Source organism: Sneathiella sp. (genome assembly GCF_036960985.1).
In the GTDB taxonomy this organism is placed as follows: Bacteria; Pseudomonadota; Alphaproteobacteria; order Sneathiellales; family Sneathiellaceae; genus Sneathiella.
This window is the reverse complement of the sequence record NZ_JBALWD010000032.1, coordinates 27,689-51,738: the sequence shown is the minus strand read 5'-3', so window position 1 is coordinate 51,738 and position 24,050 is coordinate 27,689. Positions and strand designations below refer to the sequence as shown.

General features: G+C 46.5%; 21 protein-coding genes. 13 read left to right on the top strand and 8 right to left on the bottom strand.

Going from position 1 to position 24,050, the window contains the following annotated elements; translation table 11 throughout:
• Positions 1–2: 2 nt before the first annotated feature.
• Positions 3–599 (bottom strand): 2-hydroxychromene-2-carboxylate isomerase, encoded by a 597-nt coding sequence (locus V7723_RS16000; protein WP_335685492.1) that lies wholly within the window; start codon positions 597–599, stop codon positions 3–5.
• A 297-nt stretch (positions 600–896) separates the two neighbouring features.
• Here V7723_RS16000 and V7723_RS15995 point away from each other — a divergent pair, with 297 nt between their 5' ends.
• The 5 genes from V7723_RS15995 (at position 897) to V7723_RS15975 (ending at position 5,641) form a co-directional block, all read left to right on the top strand.
• On the top strand, positions 897–2,303 hold the full coding sequence (locus tag V7723_RS15995) for an MmgE/PrpD family protein (RefSeq protein WP_335685491.1): 1,407 nt from the start codon (positions 897–899) through the stop codon (positions 2,301–2,303).
• Between the two features lie 82 nt (positions 2,304–2,385).
• Complete coding sequence (locus V7723_RS15990) at positions 2,386–3,198, top strand: transporter substrate-binding domain-containing protein (protein ID WP_335685490.1); 813 nt, start codon at positions 2,386–2,388, stop codon at positions 3,196–3,198.
• Between the two features lie 86 nt (positions 3,199–3,284).
• Positions 3,285–4,031: an amino acid ABC transporter permease gene (locus V7723_RS15985; RefSeq protein ID WP_335685489.1), complete on the top strand. Its 747-nt coding sequence runs from the start codon at positions 3,285–3,287 to the stop codon at positions 4,029–4,031.
• Positions 4,032–4,043: 12 nt separating this feature from the next.
• A complete protein-coding gene (locus tag V7723_RS15980; RefSeq protein ID WP_335685488.1) occupies positions 4,044–4,883 on the top strand; it encodes an amino acid ABC transporter permease in 840 nt (279 codons plus the stop codon).
• An 11-nt stretch (positions 4,884–4,894) separates the two neighbouring features.
• Complete coding sequence (locus V7723_RS15975; RefSeq protein WP_335685487.1) at positions 4,895–5,641, top strand: amino acid ABC transporter ATP-binding protein; 747 nt, start codon at positions 4,895–4,897, stop codon at positions 5,639–5,641.
• A 368-nt stretch (positions 5,642–6,009) separates the two neighbouring features.
• On the opposite strand, the gene V7723_RS19835 is transcribed toward V7723_RS15975, so the two are convergent.
• A complete protein-coding gene (locus V7723_RS19835; protein WP_443024242.1) occupies positions 6,010–6,159 on the bottom strand; it encodes a winged helix-turn-helix transcriptional regulator in 150 nt (49 codons plus the stop codon).
• A gap of 76 nt (positions 6,160–6,235) precedes the next feature.
• Here V7723_RS19835 and V7723_RS15970 point away from each other — a divergent pair, with 76 nt between their 5' ends.
• The 3 genes from V7723_RS15970 (at position 6,236) to V7723_RS15960 (ending at position 9,671) form a co-directional block, all read left to right on the top strand.
• The gene (locus V7723_RS15970) at positions 6,236–6,856 is read left to right on the top strand and encodes a TIGR02466 family protein (RefSeq protein WP_335685486.1); all 621 of its coding nucleotides are present in this window, start codon (positions 6,236–6,238) and stop codon (positions 6,854–6,856) included.
• A gap of 308 nt (positions 6,857–7,164) precedes the next feature.
• Complete coding sequence (locus V7723_RS15965) at positions 7,165–8,694, top strand: class I adenylate-forming enzyme family protein (protein ID WP_335685485.1); 1,530 nt, start codon at positions 7,165–7,167, stop codon at positions 8,692–8,694.
• 377 nt (positions 8,695–9,071) lie between these two features.
• Positions 9,072–9,671, top strand: coding sequence for a PA14 domain-containing protein (locus V7723_RS15960; RefSeq protein ID WP_335685484.1), 600 nt, complete (start codon positions 9,072–9,074; stop codon positions 9,669–9,671).
• 181 nt (positions 9,672–9,852) lie between these two features.
• Here V7723_RS15960 and V7723_RS15955 read toward each other — a convergent pair whose 3' ends face one another.
• The 4 genes from V7723_RS15955 to V7723_RS15940 form a co-directional block, all read right to left on the bottom strand.
• A complete protein-coding gene (locus V7723_RS15955; protein ID WP_335685483.1) occupies positions 9,853–11,976 on the bottom strand; it encodes a DEAD/DEAH box helicase in 2,124 nt (707 codons plus the stop codon).
• 408 nt (positions 11,977–12,384) lie between these two features.
• Positions 12,385–13,245 (bottom strand): alpha/beta fold hydrolase, encoded by an 861-nt coding sequence (locus V7723_RS15950; protein WP_335685482.1) that lies wholly within the window; start codon positions 13,243–13,245, stop codon positions 12,385–12,387.
• Positions 13,246–13,508: 263 nt separating this feature from the next.
• On the bottom strand, positions 13,509–13,952 hold the full coding sequence (locus tag V7723_RS15945; RefSeq protein WP_335685481.1) for a nuclear transport factor 2 family protein: 444 nt from the start codon (positions 13,950–13,952) through the stop codon (positions 13,509–13,511).
• A 110-nt stretch (positions 13,953–14,062) separates the two neighbouring features.
• On the bottom strand, positions 14,063–15,118 hold the full coding sequence (locus V7723_RS15940) for a cupin domain-containing protein (protein WP_335685480.1): 1,056 nt from the start codon (positions 15,116–15,118) through the stop codon (positions 14,063–14,065).
• A gap of 320 nt (positions 15,119–15,438) precedes the next feature.
• Here V7723_RS15940 and V7723_RS15935 point away from each other — a divergent pair, with 320 nt between their 5' ends.
• Entirely contained in the window at positions 15,439–16,464 is a 1,026-nt protein-coding gene (locus tag V7723_RS15935; protein WP_335685479.1) for an amidohydrolase family protein, read from the top strand.
• A gap of 130 nt (positions 16,465–16,594) precedes the next feature.
• Positions 16,595–18,241, top strand: a complete 1,647-nt coding sequence (locus tag V7723_RS15930) for a hypothetical protein (RefSeq protein WP_335685478.1) — start codon at positions 16,595–16,597, stop codon at positions 18,239–18,241.
• Between the two features lie 98 nt (positions 18,242–18,339).
• On the opposite strand, the gene V7723_RS15925 is transcribed toward V7723_RS15930, so the two are convergent.
• Positions 18,340–18,885 carry an amino acid synthesis family protein gene (locus V7723_RS15925; RefSeq protein WP_335685477.1) on the bottom strand — a complete coding sequence of 182 codons (546 nt, stop codon included), beginning with the start codon at positions 18,883–18,885 and terminating at the stop codon, positions 18,340–18,342.
• Between the two features lie 241 nt (positions 18,886–19,126).
• On the opposite strand from V7723_RS15925, the gene V7723_RS15920 reads away from it, so the two are divergent.
• Together V7723_RS15920 and V7723_RS15915 are read left to right on the top strand one after the other, a co-directional pair.
• Positions 19,127–19,561 carry a universal stress protein gene (locus V7723_RS15920; protein ID WP_335685476.1) on the top strand — a complete coding sequence of 145 codons (435 nt, stop codon included), beginning with the start codon at positions 19,127–19,129 and terminating at the stop codon, positions 19,559–19,561.
• A 14-nt stretch (positions 19,562–19,575) separates the two neighbouring features.
• Positions 19,576–21,123 carry an alanine/glycine:cation symporter family protein gene (locus V7723_RS15915; protein WP_335685475.1) on the top strand — a complete coding sequence of 516 codons (1,548 nt, stop codon included), beginning with the start codon at positions 19,576–19,578 and terminating at the stop codon, positions 21,121–21,123.
• 100 nt (positions 21,124–21,223) lie between these two features.
• Here V7723_RS15915 and V7723_RS15910 read toward each other — a convergent pair whose 3' ends face one another.
• Positions 21,224–22,117 (bottom strand): DMT family transporter, encoded by an 894-nt coding sequence (locus V7723_RS15910; RefSeq protein ID WP_335685474.1) that lies wholly within the window; start codon positions 22,115–22,117, stop codon positions 21,224–21,226.
• A gap of 224 nt (positions 22,118–22,341) precedes the next feature.
• On the opposite strand from V7723_RS15910, the gene V7723_RS15905 reads away from it, so the two are divergent.
• Positions 22,342–23,964 carry an AMP-binding protein gene (locus V7723_RS15905; protein ID WP_335685473.1) on the top strand — a complete coding sequence of 541 codons (1,623 nt, stop codon included), beginning with the start codon at positions 22,342–22,344 and terminating at the stop codon, positions 23,962–23,964.
• Positions 23,965–24,050 lie beyond the last annotated feature (86 nt).

The following is a 24,050-nucleotide window of genomic DNA, read 5'->3' as shown; positions in this document are numbered from 1 at the left end:
TCTTAAGGACGAAGTAGTTCATCCTCGACAAACTCCATACGATCTTTACCCCAAAATAACTCATCCCCAATAAACATGCTTGGTACACCAAAGACACCGCGTTTCATCCCTGCGTCTGTGGAGTTGGCTAACTGCGCGCGGACCTCTGTGCTCTCGCTGAGGGTTTCAAATTCATCAGGATCAACGCCTAATCCTTTAACAATCGGGCGTAACCCTGAGTAATCTTGAATAGATGCGTCATCCCGTTCCCAATAGGCCGACATGATCGCTTCAATATAGGGCAATTCCAAATCAAATTGCCGCATAGCCAGGGATCCTCGTAGTGCACGGCTTGTCTTGATTGGGAATTCGCTCGGAACGCTAAATGGCAAATCATACTTCGCTGCCCATCGGGTAAGATCATGTATGCGGTTTTCAATTTTTATGGCCGGCTCATCCATGAGCACATAATTATTCGCTCTAAATACATACCCTAAATTAAACGGATGTAAGATCAGTCTAGCACCCGTCCTTTTGAGAACGGGTTTGATCAAATGAAAAGCAAAGTAGGTGTTCGTACTGCCTACCTCCCAATACATTTCAACATACTTGTTTTCCATTTGAGATTTCTCCGCTTGTATCAGGGCTTAAGAATGTGCTTCATGAGAGAATATACAATAGTATCTGAAATCTAACTTCAATCTATATTTGAATCTTGAAAATCCGCCCCTGGGCGACACTTCTTCCTGCTTCAAAAAGTTCTAATTTAGTAGATACCGCCGGATCTAGGTCAGGGAAAGCCTTTGACTTAAATATTTCCTTTTGTAATATTTTTATAAACTAATGTTGCACGAAAGCGTGCCGTGAGATTAGGGAAAAGAAATTCTGGGTTTTAAAAAAAATGGAAAAAAAGATAAATGAACGCGCATAATTTGACATATCAATTTGCTCAATGGGCTTGCGAATTGACCGACGCAGATATACCGCACGAGGTTAAGGTTGCAGCGCACCGTGCCATGCTTGATACACTGGCCGTAACACTTGCAGGAAGTGTCCATTTAGATATTAGAAAACTTGCTGAAATCTGGCCTTCTCATGGCGGGACTAGTCAGCTGGCCACAGGTGGAAAATCGTCCGCCGAAATTGCCGCACTTGTGAATGGCAGTGCCGCTCATTTTTGGGATTTTGACGATACCAGTTATACCGGCATTATGCATGGATCTGCGGTGGTGTTTCCGACAGTTATTGCCCTGGCCCAAGAACTGGGCGCAAGTGAAGAAGAACTACAAACAAGCTTTATCGTTGGATCAGAGATCGCTTATGTGCTGGCTGACATTTGTACCCATCAGCATTATTTTAACGGTTGGTGGAGTACTGTGACTTTTGGCCTTGTTGGAGCAACTGCGGCAGCCGCGAAACTGCTGGGTTGCAACCACGCTCAAACTGCACAGGCCATCGGACTTGCCGCCGCAGCAGCAGGAAGCGGAAAATCCGTATTTGGAACCCATGCAAAACCGTTTCTTGTCGGTGAAGCGGCGCAGCGGGCAATATTATTCGCTCGATTTACTGCGAGTGGCCTGACAGGTCCGGAAGCCAGCTTTAGCGGCGGGACCGGATTTTTCCATCTTTTGAATAACGATATAAGTCGCATTAATGAGGTCGAAACTTTGGGCCAATGTTGGCGCCTGATCGAACCTGGCCTGATGGTGAAACGCTATCCGGTATGCTCGGCAGCACATGCTGTTATAGAGGAAATTGCACGTCTAACATTTGAAACCGGGTTAGCCCCTGACGATATTGATACCATACTGGTTGAAGTACCTGAGCTCGTCCGCATCAGTCTTGTGTATGATAAGCCCAAAACACCCTCTGAAGCTCAATTTAGTTTGCCATTTGTGGCCGCTTGCGCTGTTCGGTATGGCACGGTGCGTTTATCTGATCTGTCCAAAGAACTTTTGGGGTCTTCCGTGCAACAAACACTGATGCAGAAAACTCAGATTACAGTGGCCGATGATTTATCAACTGAAAAGATGCGTCAGCGGTTTCCTGAAAGTGCACGGGTGGAAATTAAACTGAAAGATGGTTCCAGCCGTACCGGATTTTGTGGGGAGGCTTATGGAATGCCAAAAAATCCCCTGAAGGACACAGATTTTTACCTTAAACTTAAAGAATGCATAGTATTTGCAGGACGTACAGAAGTCTCCGACATGCTTGAAAGAGACGTGCTACAATTGGCAGAACAACTAATGGGTAAAATTCCAAACAATCCAATATGCTCGTTGTCCAAAGGAGGCGAACAAACTAACGTGTATAAAGAAAAGTAAGAATCTGAAATAAACAAAAAAACACTAAAGCTGCCACCGGTTATTTGTAAATCTTGGCCGGGGCTTAACAAAGGAGGAAGTAATGTTTAAAATACTGTCAGAAAAAATAGCTGCGGCTGTTGTGCTAGGAGCCTTTGCGTTTGCCGCTTTACCGGCACAAGCAGACGTTATAGACGACATCAAATCCCGGGGTGTATTGATCGTCGGGGTTAAGGCTGATTATAAGCCATATGGTTTTCGCGATACGTCAGGTGCGATTATCGGCATTGAACCTGAACTGGCAAAAGATGTTGCTGACAAGCTCGGTGTAGAGATCGAGTACGTGCCCGTGGTCAGTTCCAATCGAATGCAGTTCTTGCAGCAAGGAAAAGTAGATCTAATGATCGCGACGATGACCGATAAACCGGATCGCCGAAAAGTGGTTTCGATTATTGAACCGAATTATTACTCATCGGGAACCAATATAATGGCGCCCAAAAAGTTTGCTTTCAAAGAATGGGAAGACCTTCGTGACAAACCCGTTTGTGGTATTCAAGGTGCTTTCTATAACAAGAAAACTGGCCGTGATTTCGGTGCAAAGATCGTTGCCTTTAAGGGAACTGCTGAAGTCTACGCCGCATTAAAAGCCGGTAATTGTGTTGCATTCGTTTATGACGATTCTTCGCACGTTGCAACGCTGCAACTTCCTGAATGGGCTGACTATGAAATGCCATTACCAACAATCGACGATGCCCCTTGGGGACTTGCAGTGAAGAACGGCGAACCCAGTTTCCATAAATTGATGGAAAAAATGGTTGTTGATTGGCATAAAACTGGTCGCATTTTGGAACTTGAAACCAAATGGGGTGTCACGAATACGCCCTTTGCCATCGATATGAATAAAAAATACAAATAAGCACTAGGGGAATTGGCGACTAACATCAAAAGATTTGCGCCAGTTCCCATTTGTTCGCGTCGATAGTTGACTGAGGGGAGGAATTTGTGGAGGTATTTTATGAATGGGCAAGGGAGCTCTATGAGAATACAGGCATAAATCTTCCCTTTATTTATGACAGTTATGATCGAGACCGAATGGTCGAGGGGTTTCTGATGACAGTGAAGTTGTCCGTTACCTGCTTGTTCTTCTCGGTTATTATTGGAATAATTGGGGCATGGTTGCAAAATTCGCCGCTAATATGGACCCGTCGGTTCGTAAATGGATACATCCAATTGTTCCGCAATACGCCGCCTCTGGTACAATTGTATTTCTTTTATTTTGCCATAGGCACGTTATTACCAAAAGTTACAAATGAGTATGGTGGCCAAGAACCAATATTGGGCGGATTTGCTTGGGCGGTGATTTCATTATCCTTTTTCGCCGGCGCTTTTAATGTTGAGATTTTTCGTTCCGGTATCGAAGCGGTGCCAAAGAGTACTATTGAAGCCGCAGAGGCACTAGGGTTTTCAAGGTTGCATATCTATAAAGATATAACTTTACCGCTGGCATTTCGTGTTGTTCTCCCTGCCCTAAATAATAATCTTGTCAATTTAGTTAAAACAACAACCCTCGCCTACGCAATTGCTGTGCCCGAAATGTTGTATGAGGCCAACCAGATTTGGTCTGACAATGTGAATGTTACCGAGATGATGATTTTTCTGCTGCTGATTTATTTCTTTCTCGTAGGAATTTTGGTCTGGGGAATGAATAAGTGGGAACGGGCGCTAAAAATACCCGGATTTGGGGCTTGAGGGGATCTAACAATGAAAAAGATTGAAACTAGTATTTTACCGGTAATGATGCCACGTCGAATCCGCCCAACCAATAAATTTCGCCTTAAAGCTTGGCATGGAATAATTTTGGTGATGCTAGCTATTGTAACAACTGTTCCCGCTTTTGCCGCCGAAGAACCGGCCAGAGCATCTATACTTGATGTGCTCTTTCGTTGGATGCCGCTATTGCTGGAAGGGTTCGTGTTCAACGTTATCATCTCAATAATTGCGATGGCCATCGGAACAATTACGGGAGCGGCACTTGGACTCGGTCAAATCTCTTTGAATGGAAGTGTCAGAAAGTTCGCTTGGATTACAACCCAGTTTTTCCGCAATGCGCCGTGGTTGGTATTATTATTTTTTGCAATGTTCCTGTTACCATTCGAAATCAGAATTGGCGATTTTACCATTCCTTTGCCGGATTGGGTAAAAGCAATTATCGGGTTGTCTTTACCGGTGATGGCCAATGTGTCAGAAATCGTTCGCGGCGGTGTCTCGTCGCTACCCAGCGGGCAATGGGAAGCTGCCGAAAGCCTAGCGTTTTCTCGCACACAGGTTTTGTGGCGCATTATTCTTCCCCAATGCGTAAAACGCATGCTGCCCCCCTGGATGAACTTATATTCGATACTGACGATGGCTACTGTCTTGGCGTCAATCGTTGGTGTGTCGGAGATGATGACACTTACAGGCCAGGCCCTGGCTGCTGAAGGCGGCCGGAGCGATCTCTTAATGCCATTTTACTCATTCGTTTTGCTCATGTTCTTTATCTACTGCTATCCCATCGCGCGGTGGACAGTACGTTTAGAGAAGAAATTCGCAGTTATTAATTAATGGAGTCTGCTATGACTTGGAGTGACGATCAACCAATGGTCTCTATAAGGGACGTGCATAAATCTTTTGGCTCCCTTGAAGTCCTAAAAGGCGTTTCGATGGATGTGATGAAGGGAGAGGTCGTGTGCATTATCGGGCCTTCGGGGTCTGGCAAATCGACGCTCATACGATGTGTAAATGCTCTTAACGACATTCAACAAGGATCTATTCTTGTCGAGGGACAGGAAGTGCATGATGATGATCTAGATAAGTTGGAGTTGCGAAAAAAGGTTGGCATGGTTTTTCAGCAGTACAATCTTTTTCCGCATAAAACGGCTCTTCAAAATATCATGATGGCTCCCCTGTTGGTTTTAAAGCAATCCAAGGCAGATGCGGAGAAATTTGCACGCCAATTGATCAAGAAAGTGCGCCTTGAGGGCAAAGAAAATGCCTATCCCGGCGAATTATCCGGTGGTCAGCAACAACGCGTGGCAATTGCCCGCTCACTTGCCATGAGCCCCGATGTTATGCTGTTTGATGAAGTGACCGCAGCCCTAGATCCCGAGACTGTTAATGAAGTTTTGACCACTATTAAGGAACTGGCTCTTGATGGAATGACATGTATGCTGGTAACTCATGAAATGGCCTTTGCCCGTGAAGTCGCTGATCATATTTACTTCACAGATCGCGGCGTGATTGTAGAGCACGGTCCACCTGACACGTTTTTCGATGAAGCCAAAGACCCTCGTACTGTCGAATTTTTGGGGCAGATTCTGTAGTCTTATGTAGAACTAGCTTTACGCAAGAATGACACCAATGCGAAAAAATTAGGATCGTATCAGTGGTTCATTACCACACACGGTCACTACTTTCTTCATAGCTTCAAGTTCGACGGACTAAGCCAAAGCCGCGCTGTTTAAGCTTGCCATACAATAACCTGGTATTCGTATGCTATAGGTCGATCTTTACTCAAAGCATACACAAACACAATTCCAATAGAGCTTTTCGTAATTCACCGCTATTGGAGCAAAAATTGTAAAATCACCAATCAGGGATGACTGACCTGGATATGCGCTTTTTACCCTCTTCGGTCTTTCTTGATTTTGTCGACGAAGATTTTGACGGCAAAAGGTCAGTCATCGTATTGTCAAATCCAAGAAGCGATCTCCAAAATTGTTGGTGCTAGATCAAGTCCTTCTCCCGTCAGTGAGTAGATGTAACTCCGACGGTTTCCGGGATCGCGAGCCTTTGTAATAATATCTTCAACTTGCAAGTGCTTTAGACGGTCTGATAAGATGTATCGTGTCCTGGCGACTATTCGAAGAATCTAAACATCTAGACAAGAGAAACTGTTCCGGTGCTATGATAGGCGCATGACACATATTGAATCTCTTTTCGTCACCCGCCTCTACCGTGCGGCCCTATCCGAGTTCGACAAGGCACCGGATGCGGCCGAACTTGAAACCTCCTGCCTGTCGATATCTGAAGATGATAAGGCCGGGCAAATATGGTGCGAGGAACATGATTATCCGGGTTATACGAGCTATGCCTCGCTGGACGATCTGGCTTGGCGGTTCCCGATCTTCAAGGACTTAGTTCGGGTGCTCGATAAACATGTCGCAACCTTTGTCAAGGACCTGCAATTCGATCTGGACGGCAAGAAGGTCAGGATGGATAGTATGTGGATTAATATCTTGCCTGAAGGCGGCGTACATACATCGCATTTGCATCCCCATAGCATAGTCAGCGGCACCGCTTATGTTACGATGCCGAATGGCGCGGGGGCCATCAAGTTCGAAGACCCACGGTCGGCAATGATGATGGCGGCACCGGAACGCGAGCTTGGGGCACGGAACGAACTGCGCAAATTCATCTACATCATGCCTCAAGCGGGCGAGGTTTTGCTTTGGGAAAGCTGGCTACGCCATGAAGTTTCTCCGAACAAAGCCGATGGGGAACGTATAAGTGTCAGTTTCAATTATAGCTGGGAGTGACGGGTCGTTGGAGAGGTGTCCCTTTTGCTATTGGCCCATTACAGGTTCTCTGGTACGACGGACGAAAATACAACTTCTCCAAAGCATGAAGATAAACGGGCTAATTCAAAGCTGCGCTGCTTAAGCTTTCTATGTAATGAGTGGTTATTGCACTGCACACTGGCGACTACCTTCTACAGGTGAGTGACCTGTATAGGACCGTGAATAGACGTAGCGCTCGTTGACTATAACATCTATCCTACATATTAATGAGAAACTCGCAAATGGTGGGGCGTAATCTCATGATTGGTAAGCAGTAGGAGGAAAACATGCGTGATCATATAGGCCAGATTCCTGCACATGCAGCACAGATGTTTCAGGATAGGGAAGCCCTCGTATTTGAGGATCGATCTTTTACCTTTAACGACTTGAACACGCTGATTGAGAAAACCGCAGGCGCCCTACACAGTCTCGGGATAGGCGAAGGTGACGTGGTTACTCTCTATGCTTCAAATTCATGGGAGTGGATCGTTAGCTACTTTGCCATCGCTCGCATCGGCGCGGTGATCAACCCTGTCAACACCATGTTAACACCGCCGGAAATCGAATTCGTTGTGAAGGATTGTGGTGCCCGGGCCATTATTACTTCTGCAGATAAGGCCGCTGGCATCATCGGCGTAAAAAACAGCACCAACGTCGCTTCGATCATCTCCTTTGGCGATGCCCCAGCGGGGACCGTTTCTTTTGATAATTTGATCTCCCGCAGCATGCCCACACCCCCAATGGTCGATATTGCACCGAGCGCCCTCTCTACGATCGGTTATACGTCCGGCACGACCGGTCATCCCAAGGGTGCGATGCAATCTCACAAGGCCGTCATTTTCAACGGCGCGATGACTAGTCAACTCCATATGCGGAGCCGGGATGATGTTGTGGTTAGCGCACTTCCCTGTCCCCATGTCTATGCAAATGTCCTGATGATGGGCATGATGATGTTCGGAACCAAACTGATTTTGCACAAATCTTTTGATCCTGCATTGGTCTTACAGGACATCGCGGCCCACAAAGCCACGATTTTTGATGGTGTGCCGACGATGTACATGTTCATGCTGAACAGCCCTGCTTTCGCTGAGGCCGACCTCAGCAGCCTGAAACGCTGCTATGTCGGCGGCCAAACCATGCCAGTCGCCACAATGGAAGCGGTTGAAAAGGGCTTCAAGGTTCCTCTCTATGAGCTCTGGGGCATGACTGAGATCGCTGGATTAGGCTCCACGCATCCGCTATATGGCAAAAACAAGCATGGTTCCATTGGTTGCGCCATACCTTATTGCGAGTTGCGGATCGCGGATGTGGACAACGCGTCCAAAACCATGCCGCGCGGTGAAGTCGGCGAATTGATGGTGTTTGGGCCCATTGTGATGATGGGCTATTTCGGGGATGAAGAGAAAACCCGCGAAACGCTTGAACCCGATGGCTGGCTCCATACGGGGGATCTCGGCACAATGGATGAGGACGGCTGCGTCTTTATCGTCGATCGCAAGAAGGACATGATCCTGACGGGCGGATACAACGTTTATCCGGCTGAGATTGAACGCGTTCTCGCAGCTCACCCGGGCGTGGCGCTCGCTGCAGTAGGTAAACAGCCCAACGAGATGAAGGGAGAAATTGCCAAGGCGTATGTGGTTTTAAAAGAGGGTGTGGCCTGCACAGAACAAGATCTGATGGATTTTTGCCGCAAGTCGCTGGCCGCCTATAAATGCCCAAGAAAGGTCCAGTTCGTAGAGGACGTGCCGAAAACCAGTACCGGTAAAATCATGCGCCGGGAACTCCACACTTTGGACACCGACCTGAACCGGTAGGGCATCACAATTTACGTTTTGCACCAATGCCTCGACATATTAGCTGTCCTCCAGAAAACCGGCGGTATTGTCATGACAATGAGAAAAACACCAGTTTGCGAAGAGTTTAGCGCAGCCTTTTAGGTGAATTGAACCCTAATCCTAACCCCCGGATGACGACTTATCTTCTACTGGCATCTCGCGAACTCTCCAATATTTCGGTCGGAAAAAGAGCTTTCACAATACATGCTGACGCACTATCTGTGTTTTGAACCCACCCTAGGCGCAACTTTTACATAGATTTCTTACGAACTATCAGCGGGCTAACCATTATCTTTGCCATGATTTAATTTTACATCTATATTTTTGAAACCTTAAAAAAAACTGGATCGTCTTGAATGTCTTTCATATTGAGTATTTGTAAAGTTGCTACAACATTGAGTGTCGTAGCCATGTTGGTTGGCTGTGCGAGTGTTGAAGTTACAAAGCCTTCGGCTGAAATCGCAAGGACCTCTCCACAACCAAGTACCCTAGCTTCGGGTTTAGCGGTTCGGTATTATGGCGGACAATACGCTAACATCCGCGGTCTTGTTGAAATGATGGAGTATCAAAAAGGTGTCCAAGGTATTCCCCTTCCAATGTTGAATTATAAGGTTGGCGAAGGCACGGTATTGACGACGACGACGACTGATCTGATGGGTGCGGATATTACCGGGTACATCAATATGTCAAAGAAAGGTCGATATACATTTCTCGTTCAGTCCAACGATGGTGTACGACTGAATATAGGTGGAAAGCAAATTTTTGAAGACCCGGATATTCATGGGGATCGATTTTCTCCGGAGTTGTATGTTGATGTTACTGATCCGGGCTGGTACTCAATCCGCGTATTGTATTTTGAGAAGTCAAACTCATCCACTCTGGAACTGTACTGGCAGGAACCTGAGGGTGATATGGTTTTTGTGCCGACAGAGGCATTTGGCCACATCAAGAAATAATCCCTCGATCGTTTAATATTAGGTCGAAAGAACGGGTCGCATTATTTTTTGGCCTTACTTATTAGCCGCATGTCGCTGTTTCTAATTTGTTCCGGGGGCCAAAAATTCAAGCAGTTATAACAATCCGTGTTTATCATTTGTTCGAGTCTACTTGTTCTTAGATCTCAATTATCTTTGCCATTTATTCTGCTGGTTTTGGTTTTTTACGCTTGTTAGCTCTGAACCCATTTTTGATTGCGTCGTCTTTTGAGGCTGCCGATTTTTTTGTTTTGAGTTTCTTTTCTTTCGGTTTTCGATTGAACTTGCTCACCGGCTGTTCTTCGGTTGAAGCATAAACCCGTTTCTTCGGTTCGGATACTGTGGCTTTTTCTTTACCCGCTACACCCTCATTCGATCTGGCATTGTCCCGTTTCTTCTTAAAGCGCTCCGACGGCTTTTCTGGATTACCAAAGCGCTTGTTATATACGTGCGCTGCATCATTTTGCTGATCCTGAACAGGATCTTTCTTAACAGGTTTTTCGCTTGTCCGAGCTTCAGTCAAACCACGGTCATCCGATTTATCAGTCCGTTTATGCGGCGTTGTATCGGCGCCCTCACGATTAAATTTTTTCCTCGGTTTAGTTTTATGGTCGGAGCCCGCCGTTCCATCTCGCCGGGGTTTACGGTCCGTTCTACGTGGCCGACCACCGCTGTTCCCGCCAATGTCTGGTTTTCGATCCAAACGTGTGACTTCGACTGTTTTTTCCATTTTACGGCTCGGTCCGAGAGCCTTTAGAAAGGCGTCAACGCATCCACCATCTAATTCAACATAAGTCTTCTCTTCTTGAATCTTAATCGGGCCGATTTCATTTTTCGTAATATGCCCAGCGCGACACAGCATTGGTAATATCCAGCGTGGCTCTGCCGTATGTTTACGCCCGACCGACAATTCGAACCATACGCCATTTGAAAATTCTTGACGCTCTTTTTTCGGATGACCAGGATCAGAGGTACCTTGATCCAATAATTCTTCTGCAGCAGGTTTTGACGTATGGTGAATACGTACCAGTGCCGCGGCGATCTGATCGGCCGTGTGATTTTCCAATAACTCTTTGACGATCGCTTTTTCGTCTTCTTTTACCGGCTCCGTCAAGCACGGGTCACTCAAGAACCGTTTTCGATCACGAGCTACCACATCTTCCAAAGAAGGCGGCTTTTCCCAAACGGCTTTTACTTTCGCCGTTTGCAGCAACCTTTCCGTTCTTTTGCGCCAGTTGTAAGGAACTATCAGAGCGCTGACGCCCTTGCGCCCTGCGCGCCCAGTTCGTCCACTGCGGTGCAGCAAAGAGTCTGCTCCTCGAGGTAAATCCGCATGAATGACAAGTTCCAGATTAGGTAAATCAATTCCGCGCGCAGCGACATCCGTCGCTACACAAACTTGCGCGCGCCCGTCCCGCATCGCCTGCAACGCATGACTTCGCTCGTTCTGGCTTAATTCCCCTGACAGTGCGACAACAGAAAAACCTCGATTATTCAACCTGCTAGCAAGTTGAGTTACAGCGACTCTCGTGCCACAGAAAACAATGGCATTTTTTGCATCCTGAAACCGCAATATATTGATAATTGCATTCTGGCGATCATTGGGCGCAACGATTAGCGCTTTATATTCGATATCTTGATGCTGTTTTTCTTCTGCAGCAGTACTGATACGAATGGCATCACGTTGATAACGTTTTGCCAAACTGGCAATCATTCGCGGAACAGTAGCGGAAAACAACATTGTCCGGCGTTCAACGGGAGATGTATCCAGTATATACTCCAGATCCTCTCGGAATCCCATATCCAGCATCTCGTCAGCTTCGTCCAATACCACGCATTTAAGGCCGCTTGTATTAAACGCACCACGTTCGATATGATCCCGCAACCGCCCCGGTGTTCCAACAACAATATGGGCACCACGTTCCAGATTTTTGCGTTCAGCCCGAGAATCCATACCGCCAACGCAAGAAACCACTGATGCACCTGTTTTAGCGTATAGCCAGTCAATTTCACTTTTGACCTGCAGTGCCAATTCACGTGTCGGCGCGATGATCAAGGCGACAGGAACATTCCTAGAGGTAAATCGGTCGTTCCCTTCCAATAACGTTGTCGCCATTGCCAAACCAAAAGCCACTGTTTTACCGGATCCGGTTTGAGCAGAAACGAGCGCGTCCCTATTTTTAAGGTCGGGATTAAGCATTGCGGTTTGAACCGGGGTCAACACACTATACCCACGCTCATCCAACGCCGCAGCGAGAGGGGCCGCTATACCATCAATATTGGTCATCAGTTTGCTTTCAGATCGTAGGTTTCTTGCTCTCAATACAATCGAAAAAAATTAAGGAGGCCATTACTTAACATCGGGTAAGTGGCATCGAGCAAGTTGTAAGGTTTCTAGTACCTGTTCGTCGCAATGTAAAGCGATAGGCACTGTAATTGAAAAATAGTTATGTGTCGTCAAAGGCTGCCAAAACCTGCGCATACCATGGGCTGCAGCAAGCCGGGCAAGGCAGTGCGATCAGCGCCACGCGATACCACGCGGTAAATACTTGAAAACCGGCCTTTAGTTCGAATTCTTGCCCCGTTGCTTTTTAATTTGCAAATTTTGACTGCCAAGTGGCATGGCGCCTAGCTTCAACGAACGTGTTCAAAGCAAAGTAGGTTTAACGTTTCCATGCCTAAATACTCAAGTAATTTACAAAAAATCTCTTAAATCTGCCAGAAACCGGCCAAACTGGTCATGATGCAACCAATGACCCGCGTTTTCGTAATTTTTCACAATAGCGCTTTCGAAATATTTTACCCGTCCATCCTCGGTTGGGTTTGAAGCCCAACTGTCATTGCCATAGCAGAGCATTGTTGGACAGGTGATTTCGCCCCAAAGTTTTTGGGTTTCTTCTTGGCTAATGTCGAAAGGAGCCCAAACACGCATGTAATGGTCAAATTTCCAGCTGAAAGTACCATCTTCATTTTGGTTTACGGCATGGGTTGTGAGATGCAATGCCTGCACGTCAGACAAATGTCCATTTTCAGCTTTCATACGAGAAAGAGCATCGTCAAATGTTTTGTATCGACGATGGGTACGGGCACTGGCCGCACGTTTTTGATCAATCCAGTCACGCCAACGCTTGGCTGTAGGAACAGCTTGAGCTTCTTTAATCATCTTAGGGGATGCGCCAAGGCCTTCAATGGCAACAAGTTTTCTTACAGCTTCCGGATATAGTCCGGTATAACGCAATGCAATATTTCCTCCCATGGAATGGGAAACGATAGTTACCGGACTCAACTCCATTTGATGGATTAGCTGCGCAATATCATAGATATAGCTTTGGATGCTATAATTGCCATCAGTTGACCATCCACTGTCTCCGTGACCACGTAAGTCAGGCGCGATAACATGCCAGTCATGGCGTAGCTCTTCTGCGATCCAGTCCCAGTTCCGGCAATGGTCACGCCCCCCGTGTATTAGCAACAATGGCGGAGCCTCTGGGTTTCCCCAATCCACATAATGAAGTTTAATGCGTTGCGAAATATAGCTGTTTGAGGTTGGGCCCATGGGTTGCTTTCAGTGTGATTAGTCCGTTAAGTCGTACTATAAGACGAATTAATAACCATGGTCCATCCCGGGTATTTAATCGTTCTTGTAAGCGCTTCTCGTGAGCATTCTTGAAACAGATAATTGGTTTTCGCACAAGAGGAATTTCCGGTAAATTATGTGCATTGTAAAAAACTACATATTGTTATTTCGAATCCGCCTTGAACATCCTCTTTCTCAGACGCGCGCCAATACTGAAATATTTTTGCTTTACGCAACTACCTTTATTCTACCAATTGCTTGACGTATCCGCGTTCTTCATACGGAAATTCCCAAAGCTGACGGTTCTTCGGATTTTGTAAGTAGTGATTGTTGTGATAACTCCGAATTTCCGTGATCTTGTCATCTTTGAACATGTACCATTCTGTCCCCCGCAAAACTTCGCGTTTTTGCTCGTGCGGCGATGTCCAGGGCATGCTCCATTCGATCACCGCCTCCGGCTCTTGAACAATAACATGGTCCAAAATCCAAGATGCTTTAGTTTTCGGGCCTATCTTGAACCAATAGTTCGCCAACGCTTCCGCGCCATGTACCGGGCTATGATCGACAAAATAATGCACGACATCTGGATCGAACGTGGTCATCATCAAGTTGTAGTTTGCCGTCGAACAGCCTTCATAGTAGCGTCTAATAATGCTCGTATATCGGTGATCCGCTAGCATCCCCATCTTGCTCCCCATAAATAACTTACTAACAATACATCCTGCCAACCCCTAAGACCGTTTCCTGTGACAATCGGTCCAAATTGGGTACCAGTCCTAATGTTCATCCGTTGAACTTATATATATTCAAGATCCGAGACGGTGCGTTCATCCCGAACATTGCCAGTATTGAGCGTTGAGCTGGGTTCCAGCAACAGGACTTCGCAAACACCATCTAGAGCGACCGGACAATGTTCAACCCCGTGGGGGACAATAATGAACTCGCCCTCCTTGATGATTTCATCGCGATCTCGGAACCTCATCATAAGTTTTCCTTTGTGAACGAAAAACAATTCATCCTCGACTTTATGATGGTGCCAGACGAACTCGCCTTCGAGTTTAACTAGCTTCACCTGCATATTATTTATCGTCCCGGCTATTTTCGGGCTCCAAGTCTCGGAAAAACCAGCAAAGGACTGCTCCAGATTCTTTGGGCCAAGGGGTGATAGGTGATTATTCACGCCAGCCACATCCTTCTGGATGGAACGCAGTTGAGTTTCCAGTTCCGGGCTGTCGGCAGGATAGTCTCCATCCAAGGCAGCGGTACCTATGGTGAACCCGGCGGCGCCAGACCTGCGCACTATTTCAATTCGTTCTCGGCTGCCGATAGAGCCGGCCATGATGACCGGCTTGTCAACAGCCGCACAGACAGCAGCCATAAGACCGGTTACATTTTCTGTTGATCGATAGGCTAAGAGGTCCAGCCCACTCACACCCTCTCGAGAATTTAGTTCTACCGCACTGGCAACTATCTCGTCGATAGATCCCGTCAACGCGCTCGGATGCCCCTCAATTTTACCAGGGAATGGGTAATACTGAATTTCAGTGCCGCTCAATATTGGTAATACTGCATCAACATTTGTACCGCCCAACAGAATATCAACGCCAATTTCTACAGCAGCTTTCGCCGACGCTATTTCACTTTCCTTATCAAGGGAAACCACTTCAAGATAACTGGTTGCACCACCCGCCTTGATAGCTTCATTCAGTTGCTTCAGACGCTCGAAAGGTAGACCCACGTCTTTAAAACCAATGTGATGCACTCCGGCGGCCAGCGCTGTTATCAGATGTTGCTCTGCATCTTCCACGGTTTTATCGTTCCGCGTCAGCATAAAAATAAACCGCAGTCCCATTTTGCCACTTTCTCATTTTTTTACGAATCCAAACGATATGCGTTGTCTAGCTCCGTTTCAAGGGTAGCCGATCCAACAAAATTATTATTACCATACGAATTGTTTTCCAGCATTGACTTTAAACCCACGACAGCCAGCATTCACAACGAGAACCCCCATATCGAGATCAATATACAGATTTAAAACACTCTTGTTTAATTGACAATTAGTCTCAATAAAATCAGATTACAATTACTGCCCCTTCTCACTTTGAAATCCCTGGGGTTGACTATTTTTTTCGGTTACAATCGAATAAAAATGCCACGAAAGTAACGATAGAAATGACTGATATCCCAACAAACATGGATTGGCTTAAGCGAACAACAGAAAAGGTTTTAGATCCGAAACTGCCTATTTGTGATGCGCATCATCACTTATGGGATTTCCGCACCGAGAGAGTGGCTCAACGATATCTTCTGGACGAAATTCTGCTGGATGTGAACTGCGGCCACAACATCGTATCGACAGTATTTATAGAATGTGGATCGATGTATCGTTCCACGGGTTCAGAACAAATGAAGCCCGTTGGCGAAACTGAATTCGTTAATGGCATTGCCGCGATGAGCGCGTCAGGTCTCTATGGCAAGACGAAGGTTGCTGCGGGAATTGTCGGCTCGGCTGATCTAATGTTAGGCGATGCTGTCGGACCTATTTTAGATGCCCATATTGAAGCCGGAGGCGGTCGTTTTCGCGGCATCCGACATCGTGCAACATGGGACCCAAGTGATGACGTGCCTAACTCCCAACCAACTACAATAGAAAATTTGTACCTGGATACCAAATTTCGACAGGGGTTTTCAAATCTTGCGTCGCGCAATTTAAGCTTTGAGGGGTGGTGCTATCATCCGCAGATCCCGCAGCTGACGGATCTCGCGCGTCGTTTTCCTGACACAACCATAATCTTGAATCATTTTGGCGGCCCCTTGGGCATCGGCCCCTATAAAGGAAAACAGGATGAATATTTTCCAATCTGGAAACAGTCTATTGCTGATCTCGCTTCTTGTCCAAATGTCGTCGCAAAACTTGGCGGTATCAACATGGAAGTAAATGGATTTGGATGGCACGATAACAAACTACCGCCGTCGAGCGAAGAGTTGATGCAGGCAACCAGACGCTTTTATGAACATACTATCGAACAGTTCGGCCCCCAACGTTGCATGTTCGAATCGAACTTCCCCGTCGACATGGTGAGCTGCAGCTACAATATTTTATGGAATTCCTTCAAACGGCTAACGTCCAACTATAGTGCCACTGAAAAGGCGGATCTATTTCATGATACTGCTAACAGAATATACCGGTTAGGGTGAGTACCGAGATTTTTGATAAGAGATTTCTAATTTAATTTGTGATAGAATAAGGACGTCCAAAGAGAAAAATAGCGAATGTGAGATCCGAAATATTCTCAACGTTACCGCTTTAAATTGGGAGGGAAATTCAATGACCAAATTTGATCTTGGCTCGTATTCTCGCGAGATTACCGTAACTTCTTCAGCAGCAAAAACAGAGTTCGACCAGGGACTGGTTTGGCTATTTGGGTATAACCATGAAGCTGCCGCGGAATGCTTTGAGAAAGCGATTTCCGTCGACCCTAATTGTGGTATGGCGCACTGGGGCGTCGCTTACGCCATTGGGCCAAATTACAATAAACCATGGGAGTTTTTTGAAGCAGACGAACGTATAGCCACCCTGAAACGCGCCCATATCGCCATTGAGCAAGCTCAAATGTTGCGGGATAGCCTTTCGCCTGCGGAAGTCGCCCTCATCGACGCTCTAGCAGATCGTTTCCCTAAAGACCCTGAAATTGAAGATTATTCACCTTGGAATGATGCTTTCTCAGATGCCATGCGAAAGGTCTATTCCGAGTATCAAGATGATTTAGATGTATCGTCGCTTTTTGCAGAAGCTCTTATGAACCGCACGCCATGGCAGTTGTGGAACCTGAGCACAAGTGAGCCAAACGACGACGCATCAACGACGGAAGCTCAAACTGTGCTGGAGCGCGCATTCGACAGTTTGCCTGGCGCTTGGGATCACCCGGGCCTTTTGCATATGTATATCCATTTGATGGAGATGTCGCCGACACCTGAAAAAGCATTGCGACATGGCGACAGACTAGTCGATCTTGTACCAGACAGCGGTCATTTGGTTCATATGGCCACACATATTGACGTTTTGTGTGGAGAGTATCAGAACGTGATCTGGCGGAACCATCGTGCAGCGCAGGTCGACCAAAAGTATGAAGCCATCGCAGGCGGCGAGAATTTTTATACGCTCTATCGCATTCATAACGTCCATTTCGAGGCCTATGGTGCAATGTTTTTGGGCCAGCCAGAAAAAGCGCTTGCCGCCTCTGAGGAATTAATGCGGATGCTTCCCGAACCGGTTGTTCGCTTCATGCCTGAGTTATTCGAATCCTTCTACGGCAAAAAAATCCACGTCATGGTGCGCTTCGGACAATGGCAGGAAATATTGGATGAGCCTTTTCCTGAAGACCAAGAACTCTACAGTTATACAACAACTGCAATGCACCAAGCGCGAACGATCGCTTTCGCCAATCTAGGAAGACTTGAGGACGCAGAAGAGGAGCGAAAACTAGCCATCTCAGCTGGTAAGGCTGTTCAAGATGGGCGTATGGTGTTCAATAATACTTGCGAAGATGTACTGAAAATTGGCGAGGCGATGATGGACGGCGAACTAGCATTTAAATCAGGTCGCCTTGAAGAAGGACTTGGCCATTTGCGTCGTTCTGTCGATCTTGATGACGCCTTATTATATGACGAACCTTGGGGATGGATGCAGCCGACACGACACGCACTAGGCGCTCTTCTTATGGAAGTTGAACAATATGAAGAAGCAGAATCAATTTATCGCGCCGACTTAGGGCTTGACGATACTTTGGCAAGGGCCTGCCAGCATCCACGTAATGTATGGAGTTTGCACGGTCTCCACGAATGCCTTGACCGCCGAGGCGAACAGACCGAAGCCAAGCATATAAAATTAATGCTCGACCAAGCCGTTGCTCGTGCAACAGTACCAATCCACGCGTCTTGTTATTGTCGAAGTCGAGCCAAAGAAGCTGCCTAGAAGAAAATTCTAACGTGAAGTTGGATAATCAGAATACTATTTTCGCGGACGTCTTTTTTTGGTGAATTCTGCCTTGCAACGACTAAAGAATTCTATTCTCAGTTTGTTACCGGGCCACTACCGACGCGCGGATGAGTTCGAGGGCCGTCAGATACCGCCACACAGAGTAAAATTTCATCTGGCCGTGGTGCATCAGCAACCATTACTGTCATAGTGTCAAAATGATCAAATGACCAAGCCTCATCTTTGTGTCCCAAAGGTATATCGATTTCAACGCCCGCGGACGCGACTTTTACGTTAGAGGGAATTAGCGCCTCGCCTCCGCCAACGGCTGCTCGCATGGGCTTGCCAAGCATTGGATGGATTAACGCCCCGCCATGCTCAAAATCGCCCGCAACGCCAACGATGGCCGCCTTACCATAACTAACAGCCGGGTTGGGGAGCGCTTCAACAGCATCGTTCACTAACCTATCACCAAGTTGACCGCCAATATCAAAGAGACCTGACAAATCTTCAACAAAACTCCCGGCAAATGGGTTTTTGATGACGGCTATTGCGACCACTCGGGTTATTGGATTGCAGGCTTCGTAAAAGCTATCTGTTTCGATGACTTCTTTTATTAAAGTGGTCTTGCGAATGTCCATGGAAGATCCCTGCCCAATGATTGAGACTAATTTCGCAAAGATCCTATCATCCCAACTTCCGAACTGAAAGTGGATGAAATTAAAACATTTTCTAAATTAGAGAATTCTATTCTATACTGGATTGGGGGACCAATGATTTTAAAAGAAACCACAGATACGGATTTAACTTTTCCATTTTACGGAAGAGATGTCTTTCATATTGCGTAATCGCGTTCTGTTTCGTCTAAGAGGAGAGTAAAATATGACTACTTTGGTTATTGGCTTGGATGGCCATGAATCTGGAGATCGTGCCGTAGAATATGGCAAACGAATGGCTGGACTAATCGAAGGCAGCGAGCTTTTGCTGGTTTACGTTGTGGAATGGTCACCTTATTCATTTCAAACACCTGAAGAAAATGAAGAACGCCATAAACGGCGGGAGGAGGAAATCTCTGTTGCAGTTGAGCGCGTCGTTCATCCCTCTGTTGAAAAGTTGGAAAAGGCAAATATCAAAGCAAGAGGTATCGTTCGTCATGGTCATGTTGCCGACATTTTGAATGCTGTTGCCAAAGAAGAAAACGCGGAGCAAATCATCGTCGGGCGTACGTCGGGCCATGGCCTTGCAAGTCGCCTCTTTGGCAGTGCGACATCTAATCTGGTTATGAGCGCGACTGTACCAGTGACAGTAGTAAGTTAAGGGGGAAATAAGTAATGAGAAAAAGTATTACAGCATTGCTAGTGTTATTTGCAGCGAATGGCTGGGTTACAACAGCTTTTGCTCAAGAAGTACAATCACTTGATCAACAGGTTAATGAAGTGTTTTCTATGATCACGGGCCCATTCGTGAGTCTTATATTTGCGCCAATACCTGGCACAAGTTTTCCCTGGATTGTCATGTGGCTGGTTATAGCCGCTTCGGTATTTACGATTTACTTTGGTGCCGTCCAGTTCAGATTCTTCGGACATGCAATCAGCCTGGTTAAAGGCGATTATTCTAATCCGAATGATGCAGGTGAGGTTAGTCACTTTCAAGCGCTTGCAACTGCGTTATCCGGGACAGTAGGCCTTGGAAATATCGCGGGGGTCGCTGTTGCTGTCGGTATTGGTGGTCCGGGAGCGACTTTCTGGATGATCCTTGCCGGATTGCTTGGTATGGCGTCTAAATTTACTGAATGTACTCTGGGGGTCAAATACCGCAACGAATATGCGGATGGGACAGTCTCTGGCGGACCGATGTACTACATATCAAAGGGATTCAAGGAACTTGGATTACCAGGTGGTAAAATCCTCGCGGTGTTATTTGCGATTTTCTGTATACTCGGTGCTCTTGGTGGTGGAAATATGTTCCAGGCCAATCAGGCGCATGCCCAGATTGCTGGTATTTTTGGTGATTACCCAGGTTGGATCACTGGTTTGGTCTTCGCCACGATTGTCTTCGCCGTAATTGTCGGTGGATTGAAATCAATTGCCCGCGTTACGGAAAAAGTCGTACCGTTTATGGGCATACTTTATGTGTTGGCAGCACTTATCATAATAATAATCAATTATGACAAAATCGGATGGGCATTCGGTCAAATTTTTGAAGGTGCTTTTACTGGCCTAGGAGTAGCTGGTGGATTTGTTGGTGCTTTGATCCAGGGCTTCAAACGGGCTGCTTTCTCCAATGAAGCTGGTGTTGGTTCAGCGGCGATCGCTCACTCAGCCGTTAGAACCAAGGAACCGATCACTGAAGGCTTTGTCTCTTTGTTAGAGCCATTTATCGATACTGTTGTGATCTGCACAATGACAGCTCTCGTGATTACGATTTCAGGCCAATTGATTGTAGATCCAGTGACCGGAAACTACATGGTCGATGGATCCATGATCGCAACTGTTGACGGAAATTCCGGTGTCGCCTTGACCTCTGCCGCTTTCGGTTCCGGCATTAGCTGGTTCCCATATGTTCTGGCTGTCGCCGTTGTCTTGTTCGCTTTCTCGACAATGATTTCCTGGTCTTACTACGGCTTAAAGAGTTGGACTTATCTCTTTGGTGAAGGAAAAACAAAAGAACTGGTCTTCAAGATCATCTTCTGCATCTTCGTTGTTATTGGAGCAGCAGCAAGTCTTGGCCCTGTAATTGATTTTTCTGATGCTGCAATTTTCGCGATGGCTGTCGTCAACATCATCGGGCTATATTTCCTGATGGGACAGGTTAAGAAGGAATTCAATTCCTACCGTGAACGTCTTGCTTCCGGAGAAATCAAGAAGTTTAAGGATTAAAAAAAGGCAGGAGGCGCCTTATTGGGCGCCTCCTCATTACTTCTAATGCGCCGAATTAATGATGCAAAGAAAAATTCTAATTGTAGTTTTGTTATTCTGTTTATTTACCCCATTTAGGAGTATGCCGCTTCCCTCCGAACACCGCATTTCCCGCAATCGCGCAAAGCAAAATAGCGCCGCCGGCTAAAGTATAAGATGTTGCGGTTTCACCTAGAAATATCCACACCCATACCGGAGCAAGGATGCCTTCGGACATTGATAATAAAGTCAATTCTGCTGCCGATAGCGTGCGAGACCCGATAATATACAAAACTAATCCAGCGCCGACTTGAAATACTCCCATTGCCATAGCAATACCTGCATCATTAAATGATAATTTGAAAGACAGGTTCATATGGATGCAAATTATCGTCATAATAACGACGCCTATAATTCCAGATAAAAACACTGACGGCAGCATATTACTTGATTTGCCCCATCGCAGTGCAATAGTGAAAACCGCGAAACCAAAAGCTGATGCCAAAGCTGCCAAACTACCCGAAAGAGCACCTCCCGTAGTTTTATCAGTGACCATCACCATTACGCCAATCATCGCAACAAAAATGGACAACCAAGTCACTCGCCTCACCCGTTCTTTTAGAATAAGTAATCCAAGAACAGCCGCCATAAAAGGAGCTGTGCCGAAAAGCAACAAAGCATTGGCCACAGACGTGACCTGAATGGCATAGATCGCACCGGTATAGGCGCCAACAAGGGAAAAAGCCGCGATAACCGCTGGCAAGCCTGATTTCAATATCAAGACGACAGGGTTGGCCCGCGTTTGTAGTGTAATTACAATCCCCAAAAATATTGTCAGACTGCCAGATCTATATAATAATATTTGCCATACCGAAGCATCATCGATAAGCCGAATACCAAGACCTACGGTCGACCACAAAAGGCCTGCGGAAAAAACGAACAGCAAACCGATGTTTCGAGGGGATAAAGTGGTCAATAATATTACCGCCAAACAATTTCTATGGTGTTAAATTTAAAGATATCTTGCCCACAAATCCAATCTGTTTACCAGATGTTACTATGGAAAAATGGCATTCGTAATACCGTTGAGTAGCAGACAACGAGATCGTCAAAATCAAATTTCGTTTTCAAGATAAAAATCGACATCGAATATTATATCGGGCATATGTCATTTCAAATCGAAATCAGGGAGCAAAATAAATGGATCGAGTTTGGCAGCAGCATTACGGCGCAAAAATACCGGCAGAGATAGACCTGGAGCCGGACATGACACTAATGAGCATATTTAACAATTCATGCGAAAGATTCGCGGATCGCACTGCCTTTTCAAGCTTCGGACAAAACAGAAGCTATGCCGAAATTCAAGTGTTGGCGCGAAATTTCTCTGCTTATCTGCAAAGCGAGCTCGGCATAAAGAAAGGCGACCGTATTGCGCTAATGACCCCCAATTGCATGGCCTTTCCTGTTGCCATGTTTGGTATTGTTGGAGCTGGCGCGGTGCAGGTGAATGTTAATCCGCTCTATACCGGACGTGAATTACGGCACCAACTGCAGGACGCCGATACCGAAACCATTGTAATTTTTACGGGCTCCACGTCCGTTCTGGCGGACGCTCTCGACGGTACGAAAGTAAAGAATATCATCACGTTGACTTTGGATGATTTTCACGGTGGCGGAATACCCAGCCCGGCAGCGGACGAGGGCCTGACCGTCACCGCGACGATGCCCGACGCAGTCGCAAAAGGTTCAGATCTCGAATTCACGGATCCGGGCCTGACCGGGAGTGATTTATTGTTTCTGCAATATACAGGCGGCACGACTGGTTTATCCAAAGGGGCCGCGCTCAGCCACAGCAACCTGGTTGCCAATATCCTGCAGATCAAGTCGTTTTTAGGCGATTTTATTTCCGAAGAAAATGAGGTCGTCATTACGGCTATCCCGCTTTATCACATCTTCGCTCTGGCAGTAAATTGCCTGACATATGTGAGTGTCGGTGCTACCAATGTCTTGATTACCAACCCGCGGGACATTGACGGCTTTATTGCAGAAATGGGCAGATGGAAATTCACCGTCTTTACCGGCGTCAATACTTTGTATAATGGCCTCTCCTTGACGCCTGCGTTCAAGGAGCTTGATTTTTCCGCGCTCAAATATTGCCTTGGCGGCGGCACTGCCTGCCAGGAAGCCGTCTCTAATCGCTGGAAAGACATCACCGGCATGCATATCACCGAAGGTTTCGGTATGAGTGAAACCTCGCCAGTAGTATCTGTCAATCCCCTGCCCTCGCAAACTTTTACAGGAACCATCGGCATACCATTATCGTCAACTGATGTATCCATTCGGGATGAAAACGGGAGCGAAGTGGCGACAGGAGAACCGGGTGAACTTTGTATCAAGGGGCCACAGGTAATGTCTGGATATTGGCGCCAGGATGAAGCCAATAAGGAAGCTTTCTGGTCCGACGGATATTTCCGCTCTGGCGATGTAGCCGAGATTTCAGAAGATGGCTATGTTAAAATCGTTGACCGGATGAAGGACATGGTGATCGTATCCGGTTTCAATGTATATCCCAACGAAATTGAAGCGGTTATTGCCATGATGGATGAGGTCACGGAATGCGCTTGCATCGGTGTTCCCGACGACACTACAGGCGAAGCACTCAGGCTGTTTGTTGTCAAGAAAGACACAGATCTTACAGTAGAGACCATCATTGCTTTTGCCCGAAAGAACCTGACCGGTTATAAAGTACCTAAACAGATTGAATTTATTGATGAAGTGCCGAAGAGCCCGGTAGGAAAAATCCTTCGACGGGAATTGAGATAGGCATTAATAACAGTTTAGTCCCTGATGTAGTAGCCCGGTTACAATTTTAATGGTGTAACCGGGGTTCGAACCAGTAATCCGCCTCC